General features: G+C 59.3%; 23 protein-coding genes. 11 read left to right on the top strand and 12 right to left on the bottom strand.

All coding sequences use genetic code 11. The features are described 5' to 3' along the window. Position 1: 1 nt before the first annotated feature. Positions 2-1,321 carry an LLM class flavin-dependent oxidoreductase gene (locus QOL84_RS18100; RefSeq protein ID WP_283438065.1) on the top strand — a complete coding sequence of 440 codons (1,320 nt, stop codon included), beginning with the start codon at positions 2-4 and terminating at the stop codon, positions 1,319-1,321. Positions 1,322-1,514: 193 nt separating this feature from the next. After that, the gene (mgrA, locus tag QOL84_RS18095) at positions 1,515-2,552 is read left to right on the top strand and encodes an L-glyceraldehyde 3-phosphate reductase (RefSeq protein WP_283438064.1); all 1,038 of its coding nucleotides are present in this window, start codon (positions 1,515-1,517) and stop codon (positions 2,550-2,552) included. Positions 2,553-2,762: 210 nt separating this feature from the next. On the opposite strand, the gene tauD is transcribed toward mgrA, so the two are convergent. The 7 genes from tauD to QOL84_RS18060 all read right to left on the bottom strand — a co-directional run bounded on the left by tauD (position 2,763) and on the right by QOL84_RS18060 (position 11,135). Continuing rightward, complete coding sequence (gene tauD / locus QOL84_RS18090) at positions 2,763-3,605, bottom strand: taurine dioxygenase (protein WP_283438063.1); 843 nt, start codon at positions 3,603-3,605, stop codon at positions 2,763-2,765. 143 nt (positions 3,606-3,748) lie between these two features. Continuing rightward, complete coding sequence (gene tauC, locus QOL84_RS18085) at positions 3,749-4,588, bottom strand: taurine ABC transporter permease TauC (protein ID WP_158958179.1); 840 nt, start codon at positions 4,586-4,588, stop codon at positions 3,749-3,751. Then, positions 4,585-5,379, bottom strand: a complete 795-nt coding sequence (tauB, locus tag QOL84_RS18080) for a taurine ABC transporter ATP-binding subunit (RefSeq protein WP_038359812.1) — start codon at positions 5,377-5,379, stop codon at positions 4,585-4,587. Before tauB ends, tauC begins: the two co-directional genes overlap by 4 nt. Before the next feature lie 16 nt (positions 5,380-5,395). Continuing rightward, the gene (gene tauA, locus QOL84_RS18075) at positions 5,396-6,373 is read right to left on the bottom strand and encodes a taurine ABC transporter substrate-binding protein (protein ID WP_159812001.1); all 978 of its coding nucleotides are present in this window, start codon (positions 6,371-6,373) and stop codon (positions 5,396-5,398) included. A 267-nt stretch (positions 6,374-6,640) separates the two neighbouring features. After that, positions 6,641-8,224 carry a glutamate--cysteine ligase gene (gshA, locus tag QOL84_RS18070; protein WP_283438062.1) on the bottom strand — a complete coding sequence of 528 codons (1,584 nt, stop codon included), beginning with the start codon at positions 8,222-8,224 and terminating at the stop codon, positions 6,641-6,643. A gap of 203 nt (positions 8,225-8,427) precedes the next feature. After that, the gene (locus QOL84_RS18065; RefSeq protein WP_187679402.1) at positions 8,428-8,811 is read right to left on the bottom strand and encodes a PaaI family thioesterase; all 384 of its coding nucleotides are present in this window, start codon (positions 8,809-8,811) and stop codon (positions 8,428-8,430) included. Further along, positions 8,811-11,135 carry a Tex family protein gene (locus QOL84_RS18060; RefSeq protein WP_129387596.1) on the bottom strand — a complete coding sequence of 775 codons (2,325 nt, stop codon included), beginning with the start codon at positions 11,133-11,135 and terminating at the stop codon, positions 8,811-8,813. The genes QOL84_RS18065 and QOL84_RS18060 overlap by 1 nt, the downstream gene beginning before the upstream one ends. Before the next feature lie 358 nt (positions 11,136-11,493). On the opposite strand from QOL84_RS18060, the gene ompR reads away from it, so the two are divergent. After that, complete coding sequence (ompR, locus tag QOL84_RS18055; RefSeq protein ID WP_129387599.1) at positions 11,494-12,234, top strand: osmolarity response regulator transcription factor OmpR; 741 nt, start codon at positions 11,494-11,496, stop codon at positions 12,232-12,234. A 113-nt stretch (positions 12,235-12,347) separates the two neighbouring features. Further along, positions 12,348-13,661, top strand: coding sequence for an ATP-binding protein (locus QOL84_RS18050; protein WP_129387603.1), 1,314 nt, complete (start codon positions 12,348-12,350; stop codon positions 13,659-13,661). A gap of 201 nt (positions 13,662-13,862) precedes the next feature. Here QOL84_RS18050 and rimK read toward each other — a convergent pair whose 3' ends face one another. Next, the gene (gene rimK / locus QOL84_RS18045; RefSeq protein ID WP_007949201.1) at positions 13,863-14,768 is read right to left on the bottom strand and encodes a 30S ribosomal protein S6--L-glutamate ligase; all 906 of its coding nucleotides are present in this window, start codon (positions 14,766-14,768) and stop codon (positions 13,863-13,865) included. Beyond that, on the bottom strand, positions 14,765-15,244 hold the full coding sequence (rimB, locus tag QOL84_RS18040; protein ID WP_007917936.1) for a retropepsin-like aspartic endopeptidase RimB: 480 nt from the start codon (positions 15,242-15,244) through the stop codon (positions 14,765-14,767). Before rimB ends, rimK begins: the two co-directional genes overlap by 4 nt. A gap of 217 nt (positions 15,245-15,461) precedes the next feature. On the opposite strand from rimB, the gene QOL84_RS18035 reads away from it, so the two are divergent. Continuing rightward, positions 15,462-15,866, top strand: coding sequence for an RNA-binding S4 domain-containing protein (locus QOL84_RS18035; protein ID WP_283438061.1), 405 nt, complete (start codon positions 15,462-15,464; stop codon positions 15,864-15,866). 88 nt (positions 15,867-15,954) lie between these two features. On the opposite strand, the gene QOL84_RS18030 is transcribed toward QOL84_RS18035, so the two are convergent. Further along, positions 15,955-16,755, bottom strand: a complete 801-nt coding sequence (locus tag QOL84_RS18030) for a phosphatase PAP2 family protein (RefSeq protein ID WP_283438060.1) — start codon at positions 16,753-16,755, stop codon at positions 15,955-15,957. 105 nt (positions 16,756-16,860) lie between these two features. Here QOL84_RS18030 and hslO point away from each other — a divergent pair, with 105 nt between their 5' ends. Both hslO and QOL84_RS18020 read left to right on the top strand, forming a co-directional pair. Beyond that, positions 16,861-17,763, top strand: coding sequence for an Hsp33 family molecular chaperone HslO (gene hslO / locus QOL84_RS18025; RefSeq protein WP_129387612.1), 903 nt, complete (start codon positions 16,861-16,863; stop codon positions 17,761-17,763). A gap of 182 nt (positions 17,764-17,945) precedes the next feature. Then, positions 17,946-19,487 carry a phosphoenolpyruvate carboxykinase gene (locus QOL84_RS18020; RefSeq protein WP_129387615.1) on the top strand — a complete coding sequence of 514 codons (1,542 nt, stop codon included), beginning with the start codon at positions 17,946-17,948 and terminating at the stop codon, positions 19,485-19,487. Positions 19,488-19,605: 118 nt separating this feature from the next. On the opposite strand, the gene QOL84_RS18015 is transcribed toward QOL84_RS18020, so the two are convergent. Both QOL84_RS18015 and QOL84_RS18010 read right to left on the bottom strand, forming a co-directional pair. After that, the gene (locus QOL84_RS18015; protein WP_283438059.1) at positions 19,606-20,748 is read right to left on the bottom strand and encodes a hypothetical protein; all 1,143 of its coding nucleotides are present in this window, start codon (positions 20,746-20,748) and stop codon (positions 19,606-19,608) included. Between the two features lie 105 nt (positions 20,749-20,853). Then, a complete protein-coding gene (locus QOL84_RS18010) occupies positions 20,854-21,114 on the bottom strand; it encodes a hypothetical protein (RefSeq protein ID WP_129387621.1) in 261 nt (86 codons plus the stop codon). Positions 21,115-21,416: 302 nt separating this feature from the next. On the opposite strand from QOL84_RS18010, the gene QOL84_RS18005 reads away from it, so the two are divergent. The 4 genes from QOL84_RS18005 to QOL84_RS17990 all read left to right on the top strand — a co-directional run bounded on the left by QOL84_RS18005 (position 21,417) and on the right by QOL84_RS17990 (position 26,004). Next, positions 21,417-21,920 carry a polysaccharide deacetylase gene (locus QOL84_RS18005; RefSeq protein ID WP_283438058.1) on the top strand — a complete coding sequence of 168 codons (504 nt, stop codon included), beginning with the start codon at positions 21,417-21,419 and terminating at the stop codon, positions 21,918-21,920. Positions 21,921-22,085: 165 nt separating this feature from the next. Continuing rightward, complete coding sequence (locus QOL84_RS18000) at positions 22,086-24,023, top strand: RecQ family ATP-dependent DNA helicase (protein WP_283438057.1); 1,938 nt, start codon at positions 22,086-22,088, stop codon at positions 24,021-24,023. A 173-nt stretch (positions 24,024-24,196) separates the two neighbouring features. Next, the gene (locus QOL84_RS17995; RefSeq protein WP_283438056.1) at positions 24,197-25,420 is read left to right on the top strand and encodes a 3-hydroxyacyl-CoA dehydrogenase; all 1,224 of its coding nucleotides are present in this window, start codon (positions 24,197-24,199) and stop codon (positions 25,418-25,420) included. A gap of 149 nt (positions 25,421-25,569) precedes the next feature. Beyond that, complete coding sequence (locus QOL84_RS17990) at positions 25,570-26,004, top strand: acyl-CoA thioesterase (protein WP_129387633.1); 435 nt, start codon at positions 25,570-25,572, stop codon at positions 26,002-26,004. Positions 26,005-26,091: the final 87 nt, after the last annotated feature.

Raw genomic sequence — 26,091 nt, 5'->3', positions numbered from 1 at the left:
GATGAGCAGACAGTTGAAACTCGGCGCGTTCCTTATGGCCACCGGGCACCACGTGGCGGCGTGGCGTCATCCGGATGTGCCGGCGAATGCGGGTCTGGATTTCGCCCATTACAAACGGCTGGCGCAGATTGCCGAGGCGGCGAAATTCGATGCGTTGTTTGTCGCTGACAGCGTCGCCGCGCCGACCCAGAACATCGCCAGTCGCATGGCGCGCTCCGATCACTTTGAACCGCTGACGTTGCTCTCGGCGCTGAGTGCAGTGACCGAGCACATTGGCCTGATAGCCACGGCGACCACCAGTTACAACGAGCCGTATCACGTGGCGCGCAAATTCGCTTCGCTCGATCATTTGTCGGGCGGGCGAGCGGGGTGGAATCTGGTGACCTCGGACAATGCTGCCGAGGCGCTGAATTTCGGCCGCGACGAACATATTGGCCATACCGAACGCTACAGTCGTGCGCGCGAGTTTCATCAGGTGGTCACCGGGCTCTGGGACAGTTGGGAGGACGATGCGTTTGTGCGCGACAAGGCGAGCGGGGCGTATTACGACCCTGCGAAGTTGCACGTGCTGGATCACGTCGGGGAACACTTCAGGGTCAAAGGCCCGTTGAACGTTGCGCGCTCGCCACAGGGGCAACCGGTGATCGTTCAGGCCGGATCTTCCGAACTCGGCCGCGAGTTGGCGGCGCAAACGGCTGAGGTGGTGTTCACCGCGCAGACTTCGCTGGCCAATGCGAAGGCGTTCTACGCCGACCTCAAAGGGCGCTTGCCGAAATACGGGCGCAGCGCCGAATCGCTGAAAATCATGCCCGGGGTTTTTGTCGTGGTCGGCCGCACCGAAGCCGAAGCGCAGGAAAAATGTGAAACGTTTCAGCAATTAGTCGAACCCGAGGTTGGCGTCGCCTTGCTTGGGCGTATGCTGGGCAACTTCGATTTGTCGAAGTACCCGCTGAACGGACCGTTGCCGCAGTTGCCGCAGACGGAAAGCGGTCAGCAGAGCCGGCAGAAATTGCTCACTGAGTTGGCGGGGCGGGAGAACCTGAGCCTTGCCGAACTGGGGCGCAAGATAGCTGGCGGGCGCGGGCATTACAGCCTGGTCGGTACGCCGCAGCAGATCGCTGATCGTTTGCAGGAATGGTTCGAGCAGGGTGCGGCGGACGGTTTCAACGTGCTGGTGCCGCACCTGCCGGGCGGGCTCGAAGACTTCGCCAACAGCGTGGTCCCGGAACTGCAACGTCGTGGGTTGTTCAGAACGGAATACGAGGGCCGGACGTTGCGCCAGAACCTTGGCCTCGCCCGACCTGTAAATCGCTTTGCATGACTGGTAGAGCTTTTGTGGCGAGGGGATTTATCCCCGTTCGGCTGCGGAGCAGTCGTAAAACCAGCGCATACGGCGCACCTGATTCATCGAGGTTTCAGGTTTTGGGGCGGCTTCGCCACCCAACGGGGATAAATCCCCTCGCCACAAAGGTATTCGGTTTCAGATGACTAAAAGACAGACAAGAGAGGATTCGATGACTTACACCGCTGCCGAAAACCGCTATGACTCCATCCCTTACCGCCGCGTCGGGCGCAGTGGTCTGGTGCTGCCGGCGCTGTCGCTGGGGCTGTGGCACAACTTCGGCGACAGCACGCCGATCGACACCCAGCGCGCGTTGCTGCGTACCGCGTTCGATCTGGGCATCAACCACTTCGACCTGGCCAACAACTACGGCCCGCCATACGGCAGCGCCGAGATCAATTTCGGCCGTTTGCTGCGTGAAGACTTCAAGCAGTATCGCGACGAGCTGATCATCTCCAGCAAGGCCGGTTGGGACATGTGGCCCGGCCCTTACGGCCAGGGCGGCGGCTCGCGCAAATACGTGCTGGCCAGCCTCGACCAGAGCCTGCAACGCCTGGGTCTGGACTATGTGGATATCTTCTATTCGCACCGCTTCGACCCGGACACCCCGCTGGAAGAAACCGCCAGTGCCCTCGCCGCTGCCGTGCAACAGGGCAAGGCGTTGTACATCGGTATCTCGTCGTATTCCGGCGTGAAAACCCGCGAAATGGCCGCGCTGTTGAAAGAATGGAAAGTGCCGCTGTTGATCCATCAACCGGCGTACAACCTGCTCAATCGTTGGGTGGAAAAGGATCTGCTCGATACCACCGATGAACTCGGCACCGGCGTGATCGCTTTCACACCGCTGGCGCAAGGTCTGCTCACCGACAAATACCTCAACGGCGTGCCGGCGGATGCGCGGGTCAATCGTCCGGGCGGTGGCTCGCTGCAGGCTTCGCACTTGTCCGACGCCAACATCGCTCACGTGCGCGCGCTGAACGAGATCGCCAAGCGTCGTGGTCAGAGCCTGGCGCAACTGGCGCTGGCGTGGACGCTGCGTGATCCCCGGGTGACCTCGGCACTGATCGGCGCGAGCCGGCCGGAGCAGATTATCGAGAACGTCGGCGCGTTGAAGAATTTGAGTTTCAGTGCTGAAGAACTGGCGGAGATTGACCGCTTTGCCCAAGAGGGCGGGATCAATCTGTGGGAGAAGCCTTCGACGGCGCAGTGATGACGATTGGGTTGTATCAGCAAGATCCAACCCCCTCACCCCAGCCCTCTCCCCCAGGGGGGCGAGGGGGAAAGGGAGCCGATCTTCATGCCTTTCAAAGCTTGAGTTCAACCCGATATTTCAGGTCGATGTAGCTTGTACAGACACCTCGGTCAGTCCCCTCACCCTCCGGGAGAGGGTTAGGGTGAGGGGCTTTTGCTTCAATAAGGCTCAACGAAAAAACGGTACATCCCCCAACACCGTCGCTCGCTGCATCACTCGCCGCGCCGGCCGGTAGTCATCCACTGCGTAATGCTGGGTCACGCGGTTGTCCCAGAACGCAATATCGTCCTGCTGCCAGCGCCAGCGAATGGTGAATTCCGGTCGCGTCGCATGGGCGAACAGAAACTTCAGAATCGCCTCGCTCTCGGTTTCCGACAGCTCATTGATCTTCGACGTGAAGCCTTCATTGACGAACAACGAGCGCCGCCCACTGACCGGATGCGTGCGTATCACCGGGTGCGACAACGGTGGATTCTTGCGTCGCGCTTCTTCCCACTGCGCCAGCGCTTGCGGCGTATTGCCGTAGCGTTCCAGCGGAAACGAGCGAGTGAAATCGTGCGTGGCGGTCAGCCCTTCGAGCAAACCTTTCATCGGCGCCGACAGCGCTTCATACGCGGCAATCCCGCTGGCCCACAGCGTGTCGCCACCAAACTCCGGCAGCAATTTTGCGCTGAGTACCGCGCCCATTGCCGGCGTCGGCAGGAAGGTCACGTCGGTGTGCCAGATCGCGTTGTCGCGCACGTCGGTGACGGCGGTGTCGAGGATCAGCACTTCCGGCTGTTCCGGCACGTTCGGGTAGATCGGGTGAATGTGCAGATCGCCGAAATAGGCGGCGAAGCGTGCCTGTTGCGGTGGTTCGATCGGCTGGTTGCGGAAGAACAGAACCTGGTATTTGAGCAGCGCCTGCTCGATGGCGTCGCGGTGTTCCAGGGACAGCGGCTGGCTGATGTCGACGCCGCTGATCTGCGCGCCGAGGGCCGAGCTTAACGGGGTGATGTTGAGGCTGCTCATGGTCTTTCTCTTCAATTCCAGATAACCACCTCCCTGTAGGAGCTGCCGCAGGCTGCGATCTTTTGATCTTGATCTTTTTAAAAACAAGATCAAAAGATCGCAGCCTGCGGCAGCTCCTACAGGGGGTGATTCAAAAAAATGCTTTAGTGGGCCTGGCCGTGCCACGGCACCAGTTTGCGCTGCAGGGCGCGCAGGCCCATTTCCATGGCGAAGGCGATCAGGGCGATGACCAGAATCCCCAGCACCACCACATCGGTGACCAGGAACTGCGCGGCTGACTGCACCATGAAACCCAAGCCGCTGGTGGCGGCGATCAATTCGGCCGCGACCAGCGTCGACCAGCCAACCCCTAGACCAATGCGCACGCCAGTGAGAATGTCCGGCAGGGCGCTCGGCAGAATCACATGACGAATCAGCTGTAAACGCGTTGCACCCAGCGACTGCGCCGCGCGCAATTTCGCCGGATCAACCGTGCGCACGCCGGTCGCCGTAGCGATGGCGATTGGCGCGAAAATCGCCAGATAGATCAGCAGCACTTTCGACAACTCGCCGATGCCGCACCAGATCACGATCAGCGGCAGATAGGCCAGCGGTGGAATCGGGCGGTAGAACTCGATCAACGGATCGAGCACACCACGGGCGATGCGGTTGGCACCGATGGCAATGCCCACCGGCACGGCGGTCAGAATCGCAAAACCGAGGCCCAGACCGATGCGGCTCAGGCTCGCACCCAGGTGCTGCCACAAGGTCGAATCCATATAGCCCGTGGTCGCCAACAACCAGCCTTTTTGCAGCACGGCGGAAGGCGGCGGCAGGAACAGCGGTTCGATCAAACCGGTGGCAGTCACCGCCCACCAGATCGCTAACAATGCAAACAAGGTCAGCAAGCTGATCCAGCGCGTGCTGAGGCTGCGGCGCACCGGAATCGCCACCGATGCGCTGACCGGTTTTACCGCAGCCGAGGAAACGTCGTAACTGCTCATGCGCGCTCCTGCCGTTGCCCGGCGCTGCGTTGCGAGAACACTTTGCTCAGCACGTGTTCGCGGGTTTCGATAAAACGTGGATCGGATTTGATCGCGCGGGCGGACTCGCCAGCGGCGTAACGCTGACCGAAATCCAGATGCAGGCGTTCAACGATCTGCCCCGGATTCGGCGCGAGCAGAATCAGGTCAGTGGCGAGGAACACCGCTTCTTCAATGTCGTGGGTGATCAGGAAAACCGGCTTGGCGGTGCGCTGCCAGACTTGCAGCAACAATTCCTGCATCTGTTCGCGAGTGAACGCGTCGAGGGCGCCGAAGGGTTCGTCCATCAGCAATACACGCGGATCAGCGGCGAGGGCGCGGGCGAGGCCGACACGCTGCTTCTGGCCACCGGAAAGCTGCCAGATCCGGCGGCTTTCGAAACCGGAGAGATCAACCAGCGCGAGCATTTCACGGGCGATCTTTTCGCGTTTGTCCTTGGCGACGCCGGCCAGTTCCAGACCAAATGCAACGTTGGCCAGCACGTCCTGCCAAGGCAGCAAGGCGTCGTCCTGGAACACCACGCCACGTTCGGCGCTCGGGCCTTTGACCGGTACGCCGTCGAGGGTGATGCGCCCGGCGCTCGGTTCAACGAAACCGGCAATCAGGTTCAACAACGAAGTCTTGCCACTGCCGGACGGGCCGAGGGCGACCAGCAATTGCTGAGGCCCCAGGGTCAGAGAAATATCCGCCAGCACCGGTTCCGGGCTGCCCGGGTACTGTGCGCTGATGCGCTCCAGCTGTAGCAAGGCCATCGCAGTTAACTCCCGATCAGTTGGTGATGAATTTGGCGCTGACGTACGGCGCGTAGTCCGGCAGAACGGCTTCGACCTTGCCTTGCTCCTTGAGGAACGCGGCGGTGTCGGTGATGGCTTTGGTGGTCGGCGCGCCGAGGGTAACGACCTGATCCGCCGCGAGCGGGTAGACGTTGCCTTGCAGCAGCAGCGGAATGTCGCTGGCCTTGGCGCCGGAGAGTTTCACCAGTTTGTCGACGTTGGATTGATCGGCGAGCCAGGCTTTCGGGTCTTTGCGGTAATCGGCGTAGGCGTCGAGGGTGACCTTGGCGAACGCTGTAACGATTTCCGGGTGCTTCTCAGCGAAGTCTTTGCGCACTATCCACGCATCGAAGGTCGGCGCGCCGAATTTGGCCAGTTCGCCGGAAGTGATCAGCACTTTGCCGTTTTCCTTGGCCACGCCGAGTGCCGGATCCCAAACGTAGGTGGCGTCGATATCACCACGCTTCCATGCGGCAACGATGGCCGGTGGCGCGAGGTTGAGGATGGTGACTTTCGATGGGTCGATGTTCCAGTGCTTCAGCGCCGCGAGCAGGCTGTAGTGACCGGTAGACACGAACGGCACGGCGATTTTCTTGCCGACCAGATCTTGCGGGGTCTTGATGCCGGAACCGTCGCGAGCAACGAGTGCTTCGGCGGCGCCGATCTGGGTGGCGATGAGGAAGGTTTCGACCGGGACTTTGCGAGTTATCGCAGCGGTCAATGGGCTCGAACCGAGGTAGCCGATCTGCACGTCGCCGGAAGCGATGGCGGCGATGATGTCGGCGCCGTTGTCGAACTTGCGCCAGGCGATATCGGCTTTGGTGGCTTTTTCGTAAGCGCCGTCGGCCTGGGCGACTTTCGCCGGGTCAACGGTGGTTTGGTAGGCGACGGTGAGGTCGGCGGCCTGGGCCAGGAAACTCGCAGCAGCCAGAGAGGCAACGGCGAGCAGGCGAAGCGGGAAATTCAGTTTCATTGAACAGCTCCATATCAGGCGACCGAGCGTCGGCGTGAAAGGAGACTAAATGATCTAAGAATCAGTAAATAAATAACTTTTTCGAATGAGCTTATGAGCGGAAAAATCTAAGAAGGGCTCAGATCGTTCCCACGCTCTGCGTGGGAATGCAGCCGGTGACGCTCCGCGTCACCTGGACGCGGAGCGTCCCTTGAGGCGTTACCACGCGGAGCGTGGGAACGATCAAGTGTAGGAGCCGAAGGCTGCGATCTTTTTTACTGCCAACGCTTAATTGCTGATCGCCAAAATGCTCGCCTGATATGACCCGACAAACACATCAAAATCGCCCACCTCGTTCTGCTCCAGCTCAGCCTGCGCAGCCAGCGACGTACGCGCCAACTCCTCAAACTTCGCCTGTTCATCCGCCGCCAACGGCTCGCTGCGGAAAAACTCGGCATGCGCCTGACTCTGACGCAACGAGAACTGCGCAAAGCTTTCCTTATGCTCAGCCATCGCCGCCAGCACCTGCGCGGATGGCGTCAGGGACGGATCGCTGACCTTGGCCAGTTGCGTATCCAGCGCCTTGCTGTGCGCATCGCCGCCATGGCTCTGGTCCAGCAACGCCGCCAGTGGCGCGATTTGCTCCAGCAGTTCGGCGGCCCAGGTTTTCATCTCGACAGATTCACCGTCACGCTGCAATTGCAGGCCCGGACGACGACCTTCCTTGACCACGCTGAGGAAGTTCGACGTCGCGTTGCCGCACGAGGTGTTGGTCAGCAACGGACTGTCATTGAGCGCGCAGTACAGCAGGAACGCATCGAGGAAGCGTGACTCGGTGAGGTCGATGCCCATCGGCAGGAACGGATTGATGTCCAGACAACGTACTTCAACGTACTGAATGCCACGGGCCACCAGCGCCTGAATCGGCCGCTCGCCGGTGTAGGTCACGCGTTTCGGGCGGATGTTGGAGTAGTACTCGTTTTCGATCTGCAGGATGTTGGTGTTGAGCTGAACCCACTCGCCATCCTGATGCGTGCCGACTTCAACGTACGGTGCGTACGGCGTGGCCACGGCTTTGCGCAAGCTGTCGGTATAGCTCGCCAGATCGTTGTAGCACGGCGTCAAACCGGCCTGGGCGTTGCTCTGGTAACCGAGGTCGCTCATGCGCAGGCTGGTCGCGTACGGCAGATACAGGGTGTCCGGATCGAGTTGTTCGAGTTGATGCGAACGACCACGCAGGAACCCTGCATCCAGCGCTGGCGACGCACCGAACAGGTACATCAGCAGCCAACTGTAGCGACGGAAATTACGGATCAGTGCGATGTAGGAAAACGACTGGAAGTCGCGATCCGTGCCGACAAAACCTTCGGTTTCGCGCAGCAACGGCCAGAGCTTTTCCGGCAGCGAGAAGTTGTAGTGAATCCCGGCAATGCATTGCATGGTCTTGCCGTAGCGCAGGGCCAGGCCCTTGCGATAGACGTACTTGAGCTGACCGATGTTGGAGGTGCCGTAATAGGCGATCGGAATGTCTTCCTCGGCCGGCAACGGGCACGGCATCGATGGACTCCACAGGTACTCGTTGCCGAGCTTGCTGTAGGCAAAACGATGAATCTTGTCCAGGCTCGCCAGCGTGTCGGCAGGATCCGGCAGGGCAGGCGTGATGAATTCCAGCAGCGACTCGGAGTAGTCGGTGGTGATCTGTTCGTTGGTCAGCGCGGAACCCAAGGCTTCGGGGTGCGGCGTTTGCGCCAGGCGACCTTCGCTGGTCACGCGCAGGCATTCACGTTCGATACCGTGCAGGCACTGCTCGAGCAGAGAGAGGTTAGCGCGCTCGCCGAGCAGAGCCAGGCGGCGGTTGAGAAGTTCGCTCAATTTGGATTCCTTCACGCGTCAGTCGCCCCAATATGGGGGTGGGCAGGACGGTCTACAAGGGTGAAGTTGAAACTGGCGTTATCGCCTGGTTTTTCTAGCCGGTCAGCCGCACACATACCCTGTAGGAGCTGCCGCGGCCCGAGCCTTCGGCAGCTCCTACAGGATTCATTGCGCCGAAATTAACCCAAAATGGTGACCGGTAGCTACAGGACAGCGAACGTGCCTTGCGCTTTTGCGACCAGTTTGTCGCCCTGCATCACGTCGGCTTCAACCACCAACGTGCGCCGACCCGGGTGAATCACCCGCGCCGTGCACAGCACCTCGCCGTCGGAAACGGCGCGGATATAGTTGATCTTGCACTCGATGGTCGCGCTTTGCTGATCGAAGCCGTGGGTGCTGGAACAGGCCAGCCCCATGGCGATATCGACCAGACTGAACAGCGCGCCACCGTGCAATTTGCCGCCGCGATTGCGCAGTTCGGGTTCCAGCCCCAGGGCAACTTGCGCCACCCCGGTTTCCAGGCTGTGCAGGCGGCAGCCCAACAGCTTGAAAAACGCGCTCTCGACGAGCCCGGCCGGAATTTCCATCAGCGTTTCTTCAACTGCTTGGCGTTGGCGAACAGCGAGGCCATCGCATTATTCACTGGTGCGGCGGTTGCTGTTTCCTTGCGCGGCGCGTTGTTCGAAGGCTGGCGTTGCGCCGAGCCCGGACGCGAACCACGCGCACCGTCGATTTTCTCGCCTGGGGTGTCGCCCATGCGCATCGACAGGCCAACGCGTTTGCGTGGGATGTCGACTTCCATGACCTTCACTTTCACCACATCACCGGCCTTCACCGCTTCGCGTGGGTCCTTGATGAATTTTTCCGACAGCGCTGAGATGTGCACCAGACCGTCCTGATGCACGCCGATGTCGACGAATGCACCGAACGCGGTCACGTTGGTGACGACGCCTTCGAGGATCATCCCCAGTTGCAGGTCTTTCAGATCTTCAACGCCTTCCTGGAACTCCGCAGTCTTGAACTCCGGACGCGGGTCGCGGCCCGGCTTTTCCAGTTCTTGCAGAATGTCGGTGACGGTGGGCAGACCGAAGGTCTCGTCGGTGAACTTCTTCGGATCCAGACGCTTGAGGAAGCTTGCGTCGCCGATCAGCGAGCGGATGTCGCGGTCGGTTTCAGCGGCAATACGCTGCACCAGCGGATAGGCTTCCGGGTGAACCGCCGACGAATCCAGCGGGTTATCGCCGTTCATCACGCGCAAGAAACCGGCAGCCTGTTCGAAGGTTTTTTCGCCCAGGCGGGCGACTTTCTTCAGTGCTGCACGGGTTTTGAACGCGCCGTGCTCATCGCGGTGAGCGACGATGTTCTGCGCCAGCGTCGAGTTGAGGCCGGAGATACGCGCCAGCAGCGCCACCGAAGCGGTGTTCACGTCAACGCCAACGGCGTTTACGCAGTCCTCGACCACAGCGTCCAGACCGCGCGCCAGTTTCAGCTGCGAAACGTCGTGCTGGTATTGGCCGACACCGATGGATTTCGGATCGATTTTCACCAGCTCGGCCAGTGGATCCTGCAGACGACGGGCGATGGAGACGGCGCCACGGATCGACACGTCCAGATCCGGGAATTCCTTCGCCGCCAGTTCTGACGCCGAGTACACCGATGCACCGGCCTCGGAGACCATGACTTTGGTCATCTTCATGGCTGGGTATTTTTTGATCAGCTCGATCGCCAGTTTGTCGGTCTCGCGGCTGGCGGTACCGTTGCCGATGGCGATCAGATCGACCGAGTGCTTGGCGCACAGGGCAGCCAGAATGGCGATGGTCTGATCCCATTTGTTGTGCGGCACGTGCGGGTAAACCGTGGCGTGATCAAGCATTTTGCCGGTCGAATCGACCACGGCCACCTTGCAACCGGTACGCAGGCCCGGGTCGAGGCCCAGGGTTGCGCGCGGGCCAGCCGGGGCGGCCAACAGCAGGTCGTGCAGGTTGTGCGCAAACACGTTGATCGCTTCGGTTTCGGCGCCGTCACGCAGTTCGCCGAGCAGGTCGGTTTCCAGGTGGGTATAGAGCTTGACCTTCCACGTCCAGCGCACCACTTCACCGAGCCATTTGTCGGCCGGACGGTTCTGGTTCTGGATGTTGAATTGCTGGCCGATCATGCCCTCGCATGGGTGCATTGTGCCCGGCAGCTCGTCGCCGACTTTCAGCGCGGAGCTGAGAATGCCTTCGTTACGGCCACGGAAAATCGCCAGCGCACGGTGCGACGGCATGCTTTTCAGCGGCTCATCGTGTTCGAAGTAGTCGCGGAACTTGGCGCCTTCTTCTTCCTTGCCGGCGATGACGCGGGCACTGAGGGTGGCTTCCTGTTTCAGGTAGCTGCGCAGTTTTTCCAGCAGGCTGGCGTCTTCGGCGAAGCGTTCCATGAGGATGTATTTGGCGCCTTCGAGGGCTGCCTTGACATCGGCCACGCCTTTTTCGGCGTCGACAAAGCGTGCGGCTTCGGTTTCCGGGGCCAGGTTCGGGTCGTTGAACAGGCCGTCGGCCAAGTCGCCAAGTCCGGCTTCCAGGGCGATCTGGCCCTTGGTGCGGCGCTTCTGCTTGTACGGCAGGTACAAGTCTTCGAGGCGAGTCTTGGTGTCGGCGAGTTTGATATCGCGTTCGAGGGCAGGGGTGAGTTTGCCTTGCTCTTCGATGCTGGCGAGGATGCTGATACGCCGTTCGTCGAGTTCTCGCAGGTAGCGCAGGCGCTCTTCCAGATGACGCAACTGGGTGTCATCGAGACTGCCGGTGACTTCTTTCCGGTAACGGGCGATGAAGGGAACGGTAGAGCCTTCATCGAGTAGCGCGACGGCCGCTTCGACCTGTTGTGGGCGTACGCCGAGTTCCTCGGCGATGCGGCTGTTGATGCTGTCCATAAAACCACCTGACATATTGTGAAAGCAGGCTCGCAGGCACGGAAATAAAGGCCCGGAGTCTGGTTGAGCGGCTTGAAGATTGCCGCTGCCTGGGTCAAAAGGCAGACCATTGACCCGTGAAATCGAACAGTTACTGCACAGTGCCGGAAAAAGTGCCGGCCATTTACGGTAACGATTCAGACGTTGCCTGGCACAAAACGCCGCGCATTATAACCAGCGTTCTGACATTCGGGGGCGTTGCAGTCTGTAGGCATAAACCCCGGTTTTCTGGCAGTGAAGGAAAAATCTGCTAACAATGCACACGGTGCGTATAACGACAGCTACGCCATAATGCGCGCCGAGCTAAAAGGAGCATCCAATGAGCAGCACTGCACAAACTGCTGAAGGCGAAAAAATTCTTATCGTTGATGACGATCCGGGGCTGAGCAGCCTGCTGGAGCGTTTCTTCGTCAGCAAGGGCTACCGTGCCCGCGCCGTACCGAACACCGAGCAGATGGATCGTCTGTTATCGCGTGAAGTATTCAATCTGGTCGTCCTCGACCTGATGCTGCCGGGCGAAGACGGCCTGACGGCTTGCCGCCGCCTGCGTGGCGCGAACAATCAGATTCCGATCATCATGCTTACCGCCAAGGGCGACGAGCTGAGCCGGATCAAGGGCCTGGAACTGGGCGCGGACGATTATCTGGCCAAGCCGTTCAACCCGGACGAGCTGATGGCTCGGGTCAAAGCGGTATTGCGTCGTCAGGCACCGTCGGTTCCTGGTGCGCCGGGCAGCGAAGACGAAAACGTCACCTTCGGCGATTACACGTTGTCCCTGGCCACTCGCGAACTCAAGCGCGGTGACGAGGTGCACATGCTCACCACCGGTGAGTTCGCGGTTCTCAAGGCGTTGGTGATGAACGCGCGTCAGCCGTTGACCCGCGACAAACTGATGAATCTGGCCCGTGGCCGCGAGTGGGATGCCCTCGAGCGTTCCATCGACGTGCAGATCTCCCGTCTGCGCCGGATGATCGAGCCCGATCCGTCGAAACCGCGCTACATCCAGACTGTCTGGGGCGTGGGCTACGTGTTCGTACCGGATGGCGCCGCCACCAAGTGATCGGCGATTTGTAGGAGCGGGTCTGTCAGGCCCGGGTTGAATGACCCGGGCGCAGACTCGCAATCCGCAATATGCGAGCATTGCTCGCTCCTGCAAGTGTGTAGCGGTTATAGATGAAAACCCCCGTCTGGTTCCCCCAAAGTTTTTTCTCTCGCACCCTCTGGCTGGTGCTCATCGTCGTGCTGTTTTCCAAGGCGCTGACCCTGGTTTATCTGTTGATGAACGAGGACGTGCTGGTGGATCGTCAGTACAGTCACGGCGTCGCCCTGACGTTGCGCGCCTATTGGGCCGCCGATGAAGAAAACCGCGCGAAGATCGCCGATGCCGCGACCCTGATCCGGGTTGTCGGTGCCGGTGTACCGGAAGGCGAACAGCATTGGCCGTACAGTGAAATCTACCAGCGACAGATGCAGGCCGAACTCGGTGCCGACACCGAAGTGCGTTTGCGTATGCACTCGCCGCCAGCGCTGTGGGTGCGTGCGCCGAGCTTGGGGGATGGCTGGCTGAAAGTGCCGCTGTACCCACATCCGTTGCGCGGCCAGAAAATCTGGAACGTACTCGGCTGGTTCCTCGCCATCGGCCTGCTCTCGACTGCGTCGGCGTGGATTTTCGTCAGTCAGCTCAATCAACCGCTGAAACGCCTGGTGTATGCCGCGCGGCAACTCGGTCAGGGCCGCAGTGTGCGTTTGCCGATCAGTGACACGCCAAGCGAGATGGCCGAAGTTTACCGTGCCTTCAACCAGATGGCTGAGGACGTCGAACAGGCGGGGCGTGAGCGAGAGCTGATGCTGGCCGGGGTTTCCCACGATTTGCGCACACCGTTGACGCGGTTGCGCTTGTCGCTGGAGCTGATGGGCGACCACACCGATCTGACTGACGACATGGTGCGTGACATCGAAGACATGGACGCGATTCTCGACCAGTTCCTCGCGTTCATTCGCGATGGTCGCGACGAGTCGGTGGAAGAGGTGGATCTCAGCGATCTGGTGCGTGAGGTGGCAGCACCTTACAACCAGAACGAAGAGAAAGTGCGCTTGCGCCTGGAGCCGATCCAGCCGTTCCCGCTACGTCGAGTGTCGATGAAACGCTTGCTCAACAACCTGATCGGCAATGCTTTGCACCATGCCGGCAGCGGCGTTGAAGTGGCGGCCTATGTGTCCGGCGACACCAGTGCGCCTTATGTGGTGCTGAGTGTGATGGACCGGGGGGCGGGAATTGATCCTTCGGAGCTTGAGGCGATTTTCAACCCGTTTACCCGCGGTGACCGTGCCCGTGGTGGCAAGGGGACCGGGTTGGGTCTGGCGATCGTGAAGCGGATTGCTTCGATGCATGGCGGCAATGTCGAGTTGCGCAATCGGTCCGGCGGCGGGCTGGAGGCGCGGGTAAGGTTGCCGCTTGGGTTGATGCTGCCTCGGGATGCCGTTTAAAACATAAAACCCTCACCCCAACCCTCACCCAGAGGGAGAGGGGGCCGACCGAGGTGTCTGGCGTCATACATCGACCTGAAAGACTGGGGCGATTGTGGATTCGGCACAGCAGGATCCGGTCGGTGTATCTTTTAAGCATCCCCCAATCGGTCCCCTCTCCCTATGGGAGAGGGTTAGGGTGAGGGGCTCTTGCTCTTCGCTCTAGCCTTTGCCTTTGGTCCGGGTCATATTCGGCCCACCATTCTTTTCCAGATGCTCAATGATGATCCCCGCCACGTTCTTGCCGGTGGTGGTCTCGATCCCTTCCAGACCTGGCGACGAGTTCACTTCCATCACCAGTGGCCCGTGATTGGAGCGCAGGATATCCACACCCGCTACCGCCAGCCCCATGACCTTGGCTGCACGCAGCGCGGTCATGCGTTCTTCCGGAGTGATCTTGATCAGGCTCGCGCTGCCGCCGCGATGCAGGTTGGAACGGAACTCACCCGGCTTGGCCTGACGCTTCATCGCCGCGATCACTTTGTCGCCGACCACGAAGCAACGGATATCCGCACCGCCGGCTTCCTTGATGTATTCCTGAACCATGATGTTCTGCTTCAGGCCCATGAACGCCTCGATCACCGATTCCGCTGCCGTTGCGGTTTCACACAGCACCACTCCGATGCCCTGAGTGCCTTCCAGCACCTTGATCACCAGCGGGGCGCCGTTGACCATGTCGATCAGGTCGGGAATGTCGTCCGGCGAGTGCGCAAAGCCAGTCACCGGCAGACCGATACCACGACGCGAGAGCAATTGCAGCGAACGCAGTTTGTCCCGTGAACGGGCAATCGCCACCGACTCGTTGAGCGGGAACACGCCCATCATTTCGAACTGGCGCAACACCGCACAACCGTAAAACGTCACCGACGCGCCAATCCGCGGGATCACCGCGTCGAAGCCTTCCAGCGGTTTGCCGCGATAGTGGATCTGCGGCTTGTGGCTGGCGATGTTCATGTAGGCGCGCAAGGTGTCGATCACTACCATTTCATGCCCGCGCTCGGTTCCGGCTTCGACCAGACGGCGGGTGGAATACAGACGCGGGTTCCGCGACAGCACAGCGATCTTCATGCAACACCTGTGGAGGAGGTAGATACCGGGAACACCGGCTTGTCTTGTACATATTTGATGCCTGGATTGACCACCAACTGGCCATCGATCAGGGCTTTGGAGCCGAGCAACAGGCGATAACGCATGGACTTGCGGCAGGCGAGTGTGAACTCGACCGGCCAGACCCGATCACCCAGGGCCAGAGTAGTGCTGATCACGTAGCGCACCTGCGCATGGCCGTTGGAGCTTTTGATGGTCTTGCGGGTCACCAGCGGTGCTTCGCAACGGCGGTGACGCAACTGCACCACCGTGCCCAGGTGCGCAGTAAAGCGCACCCACTTTTCGCCGTCGCGTTCGAACGGTTCGATGTCGGTGGCATGCAGGCTGGAGGTGCTGGCGCCGGTGTCGATTTTCGCCCGCAGGCCAGCGACTCCCAAATCCGGGAGCGCCACCCACTCGCGCAGACCGACAACGGTCAAATGGTCAAATGTCTTCAAAAAAATGCTCAACCGTGGCAACCGCTCAGCCCACACGAGGCCGGATTCGCGGTATTCACGCAGAATAAGGGTTAAAAGGCGACAGATATCTACAGCCCGGATTTCCGGCCCCTGAAGCAGGCGCCGGAACGCGCGCATTGTAATCCGGGACAGGGTCATTCATGACATGACTGAAACGGTAGTACAGTTCATCAATATTTCAGAATGAGGAAACGCCATGGCACAAAAAAGCGCAGAGGACGACAAGGTCCGTCTCGACAAGTGGCTGTGGGCAGCGCGTTTTTTTAAAACCCGCGCCTTGGCCAAAGCAGCGATCGAGAGTGGCAAGGTGCATTGTCGCGGCGAGCGCTGCAAGCCTGGCAAAGAGCCACGCATTGGCGATGAGTTCGAGATCCGCACCGGTTTTGAAGTGCGTACAGTGAAGGTCGAGGCGTTGTCGATCGTGCGCCGCGGCGCGCCTGAAGCGCAGGCGTTGTATTCGGAAACCGAGGTGAGTATCGCCAAGCGCGAAGCAACTGCGGCGATGCGCAAGGCGGGTGCTTTGGGTGTGAGCACCGATGGCAAGCCGAGCAAGAAACAGCGGCGGGATTTGTTCAAGTTTCGCGGCAGCAGCAACGAATAAAAAGATCGCAGCCTGCGGCAGCTCCTACAGGAAAATGCATTCCCATGTAGGAGCTGCCGCAGGCTGCGATCTTTTAGCATTCATCCCATCAACGAGCAGACACCACACTCATCCGCGAAACCACCGGCAACTTGCCCAGCAGCGCGAAAACCGGCGCGGTCATCTTCAGCCAGAAGTTCGATGCGTGATAGGCAAACGGCGTGTAATAACCCCAGCCCAATGCCCACACCGCCAGCAATACGCCACCGATGTAATCGTCCTGCCCCCAATGCGCACCCGCCACCAGGCGCGGCAGCATGAACAGAACAGCCAAGCCCCACACCGCTAAAAACTGCCCGGCCGTACGGCTGAACACGCCCATGAACAGTGCCCAGATCAGCAGTACCGAAGCATGGTCACCGGGAAAGCTCTGGCTCGAGCGATCTTTCACTTCCCAGGTTTTTTCCAGATCCGGGAAGTAATCGCTGATGTGCACGGCACCTTCGAGCACCATTGACGGACTGCTGTGCTGCCAATCCATATGGTCGGCGAACTTGGAAAACAGTGCGCGAATCACCACCATCAACAGCAGGATCGAAAGAAAACCGAAAAAAGCCCGGCGTACGTCAATCGCCTTGAACACCCAGTCGCCCTTGATCAGCAGGGTCAGCAGGATTAGGCCAACGACGATGTCGAACGGACGCATACTTGCAATTGCCCAGATGTGGAGCCATATCGGGTTGCTGGCCAGTGGTGCATTGAGTGAGCGAAACAGCCACTCGTCGAAAATCACACACAGCGAGTTGCCCGTAGGCCATAACCAGAAAGCCAGTAGCGCTAATGGCACGACGTTGCACAGAACCAGCCGGCCGAGGTTCCACCTTGATTGGAACAAACCCGGATTGTTCATAAAATGCCTCCAATGGCTGAACAGTCAGCAACAAAAATTATGCCGAGAAGCGTAAATTTTCACGTTTTGTAACCATTTTGTCACCACATTCAGATACCCAGACCTATGACCGACCTACCGGATACCGATTTCACCCAACGCTTCATCTTTGATGACAGCGACACCCGTGGCGAACTGGTCGCGCTTGAGCGCAGCTACGCCGAAGTCCTTGCCAAGCACCCGTACCCGGAACCGGTTGCGCAATTGCTCGGCGAACTGATGGCGGCCGCCTCGTTGCTGGTCGGCACCCTCAAGTTCGATGGACTGCTGATTCTGCAGGCGCGTTCCGAAGGGCCGATCCCGATGCTGATGATCGAGTGCTCCAGCGACCGCGACATCCGTGGTCTGGCGCGTTATCACGCCGATCAGATCGCGGCGGATGCGACCCTCGCCGACCTGATGCCGAACGGCGTTCTGGCCCTGACCGTCGACCCGACAGTTGGCCAGCGCTACCAAGGCATCGTCGATCTCGACGGCGAAACACTGTCCGATTGCTTCACCAACTATTTCGTCATGTCGCAACAGGTTGGCACTCGCTTCAAGCTGTTCGCTGACGGTCGTCGTGCCCGTGGCTTGCTGCTGCAACAATTGCCGGCAGACCGTTTGAAAGACGAAGAAGATCGCGCCGCCAGCTGGCAGCACATCACCGCACTGGCCACCACCCTGACCGCCGATGAGTTGCTCAGCCTCGACAACGAAACCGTGCTGCATCGCCTCTACCACGAAGAGCAGGTTCGTCTGTTCGATGTGCAGAAACTGCGCTTCCGTTGCAGTTGCTCGCGGGAACGCTCCGGCAATGCGCTGGTCAGTCTCGGTCTGGAAGATGCGCAGCAATTGGTGGTCGAACACGGCGGCAACATCGAGGTCGATTGCCAGTTCTGCAACGAGCGCTACCTGTTCGATGCCACGGATGTTGCTCAATTGTTCGCTGGCGCAGGCGTCGACACGCCGTCAGATACCCGGCACTAAAACGGTTCAGCGCAGGTAAATTCACTGCTCAGCGACGGAATATCGCCGTTACGACGGGAGGACCCTACTCTTTTTGGGCGTTTCTGGCATAATCCGGCCCACTTTTTGTCGCGGTAGTAGTGCACGACTTTCTACTACAAAACGTTTGGAGCACACTCGGCCACTGGCCGACGGGGAATCTCATGACGCAAGCCAATAACGCCGTGTACACCGATCTGAGTGTTGATGATCTGGTAAAAGAAGCCTTGAATCGCGGTGAGGGCGAGCTTGCCGATACCGGCGCCTTGGTTGTTCGCACTGGTCACCGCACCGGTCGTTCGCCAGTTGACCGTTTCATCGTTGAAGAGCCTTCCACCCAGGCCGCTATCGCCTGGGGCCCGATCAACCGCAAGTTCCCGGCCGACAAGTTCGATGCCCTGTGGGACCGCGTTGAAGCGTTCAACAACGCGCAAGAGCACTTCGTTTCCCACGTACATGTAGGCGCGGCCGAAGATCACTACCTGGCCGTGAAAATGACCACCCAGACTGCCTGGCAGAATCTGTTCGGTCGTTGCCTGTTCATCAACCCGGCCCAGTACAACCCGGCTGGCCGTGAAGAGTGGCAAGTGCTCAACGTCGCCAACTTCGAGTGCGTGCCTGAGCGTGACGGCACCAACTCCGACGGTTGCGTGATCCTCAACTTCGCCCAGAAGAAAGTGCTGATCGCCGGCATGCGTTACGCCGGTGAAATGAAGAAAGCCATGTTCTCCGTGCAGAACTTCCTGCTGCCGGCCGCTGACGTGCTGCCAATGCACTGCGCTGCCAACATCGGCGAAGAAGGCGACGTGACCCTGTTCTTCGGTCTGTCGGGCACCGGTAAAACCACCCTGTCGGCCGACGAAAGCCGTTACCTGATCGGTGACGACGAACACGGCTGGGGCGAAGGCGTGGTGTTCAACATCGAAGGCGGTTGCTATGCCAAGTGCATCGACCTCTCCGAGAAGAACGAGCCGGTTATCTGGAAAGCCATCAAGCACGGCGCTGTGCTGGAAAACGTCGTCATCGACGACGCCAAGCACGCCGACTATGCCGATGTCAGCCTGACCCAGAACAGCCGCGCGGCCTACCCGCTGGAGCACGTTGCCAAGCGTTCCGAGCAGAACCTCGGCGGCGAGCCAAACGCCGTTATCTTCCTGACTTGCGACCTGACCGGCGTACTGCCGCCAGTGTCGATCCTCAACGAAGAACAAGCGGCCTACCACTTCCTGTCCGGCTATACCGCTCTGGTGGGCTCGACTGAAATGGGTTCCGGCAGCGGCATCAAGTCGACCTTCTCCACCTGCTTCGGCGCGCCGTTCTTCCCGCGTCCGGCTGGCGAATACGCAGAGCTGCTGATCAAGCGCATCCGCGGTTTCGGCTCCAAGGTTTACCTGGTCAACACCGGCTGGACCGGCGGCGGCTACGGCGTCGGCAAACGCTTCAACATCCCGACCACCCGTGCGGTGATCGCAGCGATCCAGAGCGGCGCGCTGATCGGTGCTGCCACCGAGCATCTCGACACCATCAACCTCGACGTGCCACTGGCCGTACCGGGCGTTGAAACCAACCTGCTCAACCCACGCAACACCTGGGCTGACAAGGCTGCGTACGACGAGGCTGCCAAGGCATTGGCCGGTCTGTTCATCGAGAACTTCAAGAAGTTCGAAGTGAGCGACGCGATCAAGGCTGCAGGGCCGAAGTTGTAAGATTGGTTTGTTGCGAATGAAAAAGCCGCCCTTCGGGGGCGGCTTTTTTGTGGGCGTTTTTCCTGTTATGCGTCTTGTTTTGGCGTTTTCTTCAGTAACGAAGACAGTGAGTGACCTTTCAACGCAAATGCGCATACGCCGAAATATCCAGCACACTGGTCGCCAGACCGGTCGCCGGCGTGTAAATCGCACCTTTCACCGTCGAGAACGGCACGCCTTTGCTGCCCAGCGAAACGTAGCGCTCACCCTTGTCCAGTTCGGTGAAGTAGGTGTAGGAAAGGTTGTGCATCAGTTTGTATTTCGCTTCGTCACGAACGACGTTGGCGGTGAGCGTCTTCAGGTCGGCGTCGCTGAGGTTAAGTGTTCTCGTCAGAGACACGCCCCAACGCTTGAGACATGTTTCAGCGAGATGGCGGACGATGCGGCCAGGGTCGACAAGCGCCTTCATGTCGCTGCTGTTGGTCGGTACGCCGCCGCCGGCGGTAGCGTTGCCGGCCAGGGTGGCGTGGCGGCCGGCCATTGGATAGACCGAGGTTTTGGTGCCTGTGGCGGTTTGCGGGATGACACAGCTGAAGCCTTTCGAGCGCTCGTCGCGGGCGTAGAAACCGACGTATTCCTTGACGTTGCTGGCCAGCTTGACCCGCTCATCCTGAAAGTTGCTGATACCAGGGACGGGATCAATAGCAAAAATGTTTACCGGGATATTTTTCAGTGCGCTGTCCTTGAACATTGCATTGGCCAACATATGGCAACTAATACCACCGCGGCTCCAGCCGACCAGATTAACCTTTGTCGGAATGATGCCGTCTTTACGGAAAGTCTTGATGATTTGTTCCTGTAACTTCTGCTGGGTAACGCTACGGTCGCCGTAGTTATATTTACGCCAGAACCAGGAACCTTCGATCTTTACATCTTCAATTGGAATACCGGCAGCCTTCAGGCGGTTGTATTCCGCCTCGGTCAGTTGCTGACGCTGCCAGTCGCACTTGCCTTTGATGATGTTCATGGCGTGCATTACGTTTTCCTCCCAGCCTGTGCCAAACAGGGTGCCGGTCAGGCCGTATTCCTTGGTTTTGGTAAACAGGTCGTCGGCTTGCAAGTTGCCGCTGCCAGGGCCGTCGACCACGATAAACTCGGCGTACTCACGGCCGACATGATTCGAGGCCAGGGTCGAAACGATTTCACCGTTCCAGAAATTCTCATGGGTAGTGTCAAACTTGTTGGAGCCGGTGCCACAAAAAAATATGGTTAAAACTGTCATGGTGTTGCCCTTGGTTTATATAAGAGCAAACAACTTAGTGTTATTGGGTTGAATAAATAAAGCGATGTGTTGTTTCCGGTTTTGTAGTTTTGCGGATTGTTTTGCTCAAGAAGGCGTTTGCTTGGCAACTTCAAGCAGGTCGCAGCCATCTTTGATCAATAAATAAAGTGCGTTGACGATGTTGGGAATGTCTTTTACGTCAGATTGTTTGAAACACAAACAATAGAGCGTTTCCAGCAAATCACTGGCAGCGCGCAGACGCTGGTCTGCAGCATCGAGCAGGTCGCCGTGGCTGGCGTGAGTGTCGATGACCAATACAGGGTTTTCGCTGTAGCAGGTCTTGAGCGGGCGATAGCGGATGATCATGGTGGGGCGGGTCCTTTACAAAGGCGCTCGTTCGCGCCGGTGGGGTATTTCAGCCGCGCCGGCCACTATAGAAGAGCGTTAAGCGGGCGAACAAGACCGCCGAAGTGGACAGAATTCGTAGGGGTTTTTCCGTGGTGCGGGCATTTGCCCTACGCGTATTCATGGGGTTTTTCAGGCAAAACCCCTACGCGTAAAATTTCCTACGGGTTTGTCAGGCGTTTCGCGGTAAACCTCTGTATGGTGCGCGCCAGAATCTGTGGGACGTTTCCAAACGTCCGATACACACTTAAAGGGAATTAGGTATGCAATGGCTACGAATGGCCTCGATTGTGTTGCTATGGGCCAGTGGTTGCCGCATGACGGTCGCCGCGGAAGCCGGCAATGCGCTGGTGCTCAATCATCTCGACCGCACCGGTTGGCCAGAAACACTCGCCAGCCAGACCAATGTCGACACCGCCTCTCGCGCCGAAGTGTTGATGTTCGGCAAAGCCTTGCTGGCCAGCGAAGCGCTGGACGAGTCCGGGCTTGAGCAACGTTTGGGCGTTTCGCACGTACAGCTCAAATCGGTCAGGCATGTGCGTGACAATCTGTGGGATCGCTTGCTCGTTACCTATCGCCACGCCAGTCAGGACTGTGACGGGCAGCCATTTTGTCCGCGGGTGCGCAGTGTTGCCGATCTGCGTCAGTTATCGGCAGCATTTACCGGCGATATCAGCCCGGAACACGCGTTGTGGGCGAGCAAAAGCCTGGATCTGCATGGGCGGGTGCTCGACGAGCAACTGCGGGTGGCCGTGTTGCAACCGTGAGTCTCGTGTCGGCTCGATCGGCCTCTTGGCGAGCAGGCTCGCGGCCACCAAGGTTGGTGGATCCTCTGTATCATTGCGAATCGATTTGGCCCTGACCTTTTTCTCGACTCGCTGCGATCGCCCGCTAGGCTGTTGGCATGACAGCGGTCAACGGAGTGACAGCGAATGCACAACACCCTGGAACAGGTTTTTGGTTTTCCACAGTTTCGACCCGGACAAGAGGCTGCGATCGGCGCAGTGCTGGCCGGGCGTTCGGCAGCGGCGATTTTTCCGACAGGTTCCGGCAAATCGATTTGCTATCAGGTGCCGGCGCTGTTGCTGCCACACCTGACACTGGTGGTCTCGCCATTGCTGGCGTTGATGCAGGATCAACTGGCATTCCTGCAACGCCACGGAATTTCGGCGGGCAGCATCGATTCGGCACAGAGCCGCGAAGACGCCAATGACGTCATGGCGCGTGCCCGTTCGGGTGAGCTGAAGATCCTGATGATTTCCGTCGAGCGTTTGAAGAACGAACGCTTCCGCAACTTTTTGCAGCAGGTACCGATCTCGTTGCTGGTGGTGGACGAGGCGCACTGTATCTCGGAGTGGGGCCATAACTTCCGCCCCGATTACTTGAAGCTGCCGGACTACCAGCGTCAGTTCAACATCCCGCAAACCTTGTTGCTGACGGCCACGGCGACACCGAAAGTCATCGCTGACATGCAGGCCAAATTCGCCATCGCCGCCGACGATGTGGTGACCACCGGTTTCTACCGGCCCAACCTCAATCTGCTGGTCGAGCCGGTGCGTGGTGCGGACAAGCGTCGGCGCCTGGTGGAGTGGATGGCCGAGCGTGCGAACCAGCCAAGCATTGTCTACGTGACCTTGCAGAAAACCGCCGAACATATCGCCGAACACCTCGAGCGCAACGGCATTCAGGCCGAGGCTTATCACGCCGGTTTGCCTCACGAAAAGCGCGAGGGTATCCAGAAGCGCTTTATGGCCGGGCAGTCCAATTGCATCGTCGCCACCATCGCTTTCGGCATGGGCATCGATAAAAGCGACATCCGTAATGTGGTGCATTTCGACCTGCCCAAGTCCATCGAAAACTACAGTCAGGAAATCGGTCGCGCGGGGCGGGACGGGCAGCCATCGGACTGTCTGGTGCTGGCCAACCGTGACAGCCTCAACGTGCTGGAAAACTTCGTCTACGGCGACACACCGGAGCGCGACGGCATTCGCCATGTGCTCGAAGAATTGAAAGCGTCGGTGCCGGAAGGGCAGTGGGAGTTTTTGCTCGGACCGCTGGCGGATCAAAGCAACATTCGCTCGTTGCCGCTGAAGACCTTGCTGGTGCAGTTGGAACTGCGTGGCCTGATCGCGCCGCGCTATGCGTATTACGCCGAATACCGCTTCAAATATTTGCTGGAGCCTGACGCCTTGCTTGAGCGCTTCGAAGGCGAGCGCAAGGATTTTGTCGCTGCGATCATTCAGACCTCAAGCCGCGCACGTACGTGGGCCACGGTGAGTTTCGAGGCGATGTACACGCAGTACGCGGCGGAACGCAATCGTGTGGTAAAGGCGCTGGATTACTTCCAGGAGAAGGGCTGGGTCGAGCTTGAAAGCAAGCAGATGACCGAGGTCTACAGCCTGCTGCACAGTGATTTCGACAGCGACGTCCTGAGCGCTGAGTTGCACGATTATTTCACCCGGCATGAGCAGGCCGAAGTTGCACGGATTCACGCGATGCTCGAGGTGTTCGCCACCGAACGTTGTCTGGGTTATCGCCTGGCCGAATACTTCGGCGACCACAACGCTCCCGAGCGCTGCGGGCATTGTTCCGTGTGTCATGGGCATATCGCGCGATTACCGGCACCGCCCGAGTTGCCAGCGCTTGTGGATAACAATTTCGCGGCGCTGTGCAGTGATTTTATCCACAGGCATGAACAACACACCGGCAGCGTGCCGACAGCAGAGCGGTTGACGCGATTTCTATGCGGGATCAGCGTGCCGTTGTTCACCAAGCTCAAGGCGCGGACAATTTCCGGCTATGCAGCGCTGGAAGAATACCCCTACGCCGAAGTCCGCGAGTGGTCCCGACAACACCTGCAATCCGTGTAGGAGCTGCCGCAGGCTGCGATCTTTTGATCGTTGATTTTTCAAGATCAAAAAATCGCAGCATCGCGAGTTGTATCCATCCGCTGAATGTCGATCATCACGGTAATAAACTTCAAAAACCCTGGCCGGCTGACTATGGTTGGTGTCTGTCTTCGGATCGCCAATAAGAGAACAACATGAGCCAGACATTCGATATTCAGCAGGCCGCCGTGATCGGCGCGGGCACCATGGGCCGGGGCATCGTCATGTGCCTGGCCAACGCCGGTGTGAGCGTGCAATGGGTGGATAACAATCCACAGATGCTTGAGCAGGCACTTGCTACGGTTGCCGACACATATGCACACAACGTGCGGCAGGGCCGGATTGATCAGGCCGAGGCCGATGCACGTCTCGCCCGGGTGAGTGCGGCGGCGGATTATGCGGCGATTCGTGATGTCGATCTGGTGATCGAAGCGGTGTACGAAAATCTTGAACTCAAGCAGAAAATCTTCCGCGAGCTGGATGGCTTGCTCAAGCCCGAGGCGCTGTTGGCGAGTAACACGTCAGCGCTGGATATCGATGCGATTGCTGCGGCTACCCGGCGTCCAGCGCAGGTGCTGGGCCTGCATTTCTTCAGCCCGGCGCACATCATGAAACTGCTGGAAATCGTCCGCGGTGCGCAGACTTCGCCGGCGGCGCTGGAGGCGGCACTGATGCTCGGCCAGCGCATGGGCAAGGTCAGCGTGGTGTCGGGCAACTGTCACGGCTTTATCGGTAATCGAATGTTGCATCCGTACGTGCTGGAGGCGCGCAAGATGCTGCTCGAAGGCGCCTATCCACAGCAGGTCGATGCGGCGTTGCAGGGTTTTGGTTTCGCCATGGGGCCGTTTCGCATGTACGACGTGGTCGGCATCGATCTCGAATGGCGGGCTCGTGAGCTGGCTGGCATCGGGCAGGACGCGCCGGAGGTTCAAGTGGATAACCGATTGTGCGAGCTGGGCCGATTTGGCCAGAAGTCCGGCAACGGTTATTACCATTACGAGCCGGGCAGCCGTCAGGCTGAGCATGACCCAGAGGTCGATGCGCTGGTGTTGCGCGTCAGTGAGGAGTTGGGCTTCCAGCGTCGTGAGATCGGCCCGGAGGAAATTCTCGAGCGTTGCCTGCTGGCGTTGGTCAACGAGGGGGCAAAGATTCTCCAGGAAGGTATTGCCGAGTCGGCGCATGACATAGATCTGGTGTATCTGAACGGTTATGGCTTCCCGGCAGACAAAGGCGGGCCGATGGCCTGGGCGGATCAGCAGGGGCTGGCGGATATTCATCAGCGCTTGCTGGCGCTGGAGACGCGGCAGGGTGATCAATGGAAACCGGCGCGGTTGATTGGCGAGCTGGCGGCGCAGGGGAAGGGGTTTGCCGAGCACTGAGTGATTTGGTGCCTGTGGTGACGCCTTCGCGAGCAAGCCCACTCTCACGCTTGAAATGCGTTCCGAATGTGGGAGCGGGCTTGCTCGCGAAGGTCGCGCCTCGGTTTTAAATTAGACTCGCAAAAAATACCTTCAGGGATTGCTGATCAATGTCCAACCCGATGCCACAACGCACTGACTACCCACACTTCCAGCCGATCACCACGCGCTGGCACGACAACGACGCTTACGGTCACGTCAACAACGTCACCTATTACAGCTTCTTCGATACGGCGGTGAACACCTACCTGATCCAGGTCGGTGGACTGGATATTCATGACGGTGAGGTGGTGGGGTTTGTGGTCAGTTCGGCGTGCGATTACTTTGCGTCGATCGCCTTCCCGGATCTGATCGAGATCGGCTTGCGGGTCGGCAAACTGGGCAACAGTTCGGTGCAATATGAGCTGGCGGTGTTCAAGGTCGGCGAAAGCGAAGCCTGTGCCGCCGGGCGATTCGTGCATGTGTTCGTTGACCGGGCGAGCAATCAGCCGGTGCCGATTCCAGGTCAATTACGGCAGGCTCTGGAGCGTCTGGTGGTGGCTTAAAGCAAAAAAGATCGCAGCCTGCGGCAGCTCCTACATTGATTTGTGTAGGAGCTGCCACAGGCTGCGATCTTTTGATCGACCTGCCGC

The sequence above is a fragment of the Pseudomonas helmanticensis genome, from assembly GCF_900182985.1.
GTDB classification, from domain to species: Bacteria; Pseudomonadota; Gammaproteobacteria; order Pseudomonadales; family Pseudomonadaceae; genus Aquipseudomonas; species Aquipseudomonas helmanticensis.
The sequence above is the reverse complement of the archived record's forward strand: the minus strand, read 5'-3'. Positions and strand labels throughout refer to the sequence as shown.

Excerpts from the sequence above, each read along its gene's own strand:
- QOL84_RS18100 (WP_283438065.1), top strand. The coding sequence starts at position 2 with ATGAGCAGACAGTTGAAACTCGGCGCGTTCCTTATGGCCACCGGGCAC.
- mgrA (WP_283438064.1), top strand. The coding sequence starts at position 1,515 with ATGACTTACACCGCTGCCGAAAACCGCTATGACTCCATCCCTTACCGC.
- tauD (WP_283438063.1), bottom strand. The coding sequence starts at position 3,605 with ATGAGCAGCCTCAACATCACCCCGTTAAGCTCGGCCCTCGGCGCGCAG.
- tauC (WP_158958179.1), bottom strand. The coding sequence starts at position 4,588 with ATGAGCAGTTACGACGTTTCCTCGGCTGCGGTAAAACCGGTCAGCGCA.
- tauB (WP_038359812.1), bottom strand. The coding sequence starts at position 5,379 with ATGGCCTTGCTACAGCTGGAGCGCATCAGCGCACAGTACCCGGGCAGC.
- tauA (WP_159812001.1), bottom strand. The coding sequence starts at position 6,373 with ATGAAACTGAATTTCCCGCTTCGCCTGCTCGCCGTTGCCTCTCTGGCT.
- QOL84_RS18065 (WP_187679402.1), bottom strand. The coding sequence starts at position 8,811 with ATGGAAATTCCGGCCGGGCTCGTCGAGAGCGCGTTTTTCAAGCTGTTG.
- QOL84_RS18060 (WP_129387596.1), bottom strand. The coding sequence starts at position 11,135 with ATGGACAGCATCAACAGCCGCATCGCCGAGGAACTCGGCGTACGCCCA.
- ompR (WP_129387599.1), top strand. The coding sequence starts at position 11,494 with ATGAGCAGCACTGCACAAACTGCTGAAGGCGAAAAAATTCTTATCGTT.
- QOL84_RS18050 (WP_129387603.1), top strand. The coding sequence starts at position 12,348 with ATGAAAACCCCCGTCTGGTTCCCCCAAAGTTTTTTCTCTCGCACCCTC.
- rimK (WP_007949201.1), bottom strand. The coding sequence starts at position 14,768 with ATGAAGATCGCTGTGCTGTCGCGGAACCCGCGTCTGTATTCCACCCGC.
- QOL84_RS18035 (WP_283438061.1), top strand. The coding sequence starts at position 15,462 with ATGGCACAAAAAAGCGCAGAGGACGACAAGGTCCGTCTCGACAAGTGG.
- QOL84_RS18030 (WP_283438060.1), bottom strand. The coding sequence starts at position 16,755 with ATGAACAATCCGGGTTTGTTCCAATCAAGGTGGAACCTCGGCCGGCTG.
- hslO (WP_129387612.1), top strand. The coding sequence starts at position 16,861 with ATGACCGACCTACCGGATACCGATTTCACCCAACGCTTCATCTTTGAT.
- QOL84_RS18020 (WP_129387615.1), top strand. The coding sequence starts at position 17,946 with ATGACGCAAGCCAATAACGCCGTGTACACCGATCTGAGTGTTGATGAT.
- QOL84_RS18015 (WP_283438059.1), bottom strand. The coding sequence starts at position 20,748 with ATGACAGTTTTAACCATATTTTTTTGTGGCACCGGCTCCAACAAGTTT.
- QOL84_RS18010 (WP_129387621.1), bottom strand. The coding sequence starts at position 21,114 with ATGATCATCCGCTATCGCCCGCTCAAGACCTGCTACAGCGAAAACCCT.
- QOL84_RS18005 (WP_283438058.1), top strand. The coding sequence starts at position 21,417 with ATGCAATGGCTACGAATGGCCTCGATTGTGTTGCTATGGGCCAGTGGT.
- QOL84_RS18000 (WP_283438057.1), top strand. The coding sequence starts at position 22,086 with ATGCACAACACCCTGGAACAGGTTTTTGGTTTTCCACAGTTTCGACCC.
- QOL84_RS17995 (WP_283438056.1), top strand. The coding sequence starts at position 24,197 with ATGAGCCAGACATTCGATATTCAGCAGGCCGCCGTGATCGGCGCGGGC.
- QOL84_RS17990 (WP_129387633.1), top strand. The coding sequence starts at position 25,570 with ATGTCCAACCCGATGCCACAACGCACTGACTACCCACACTTCCAGCCG.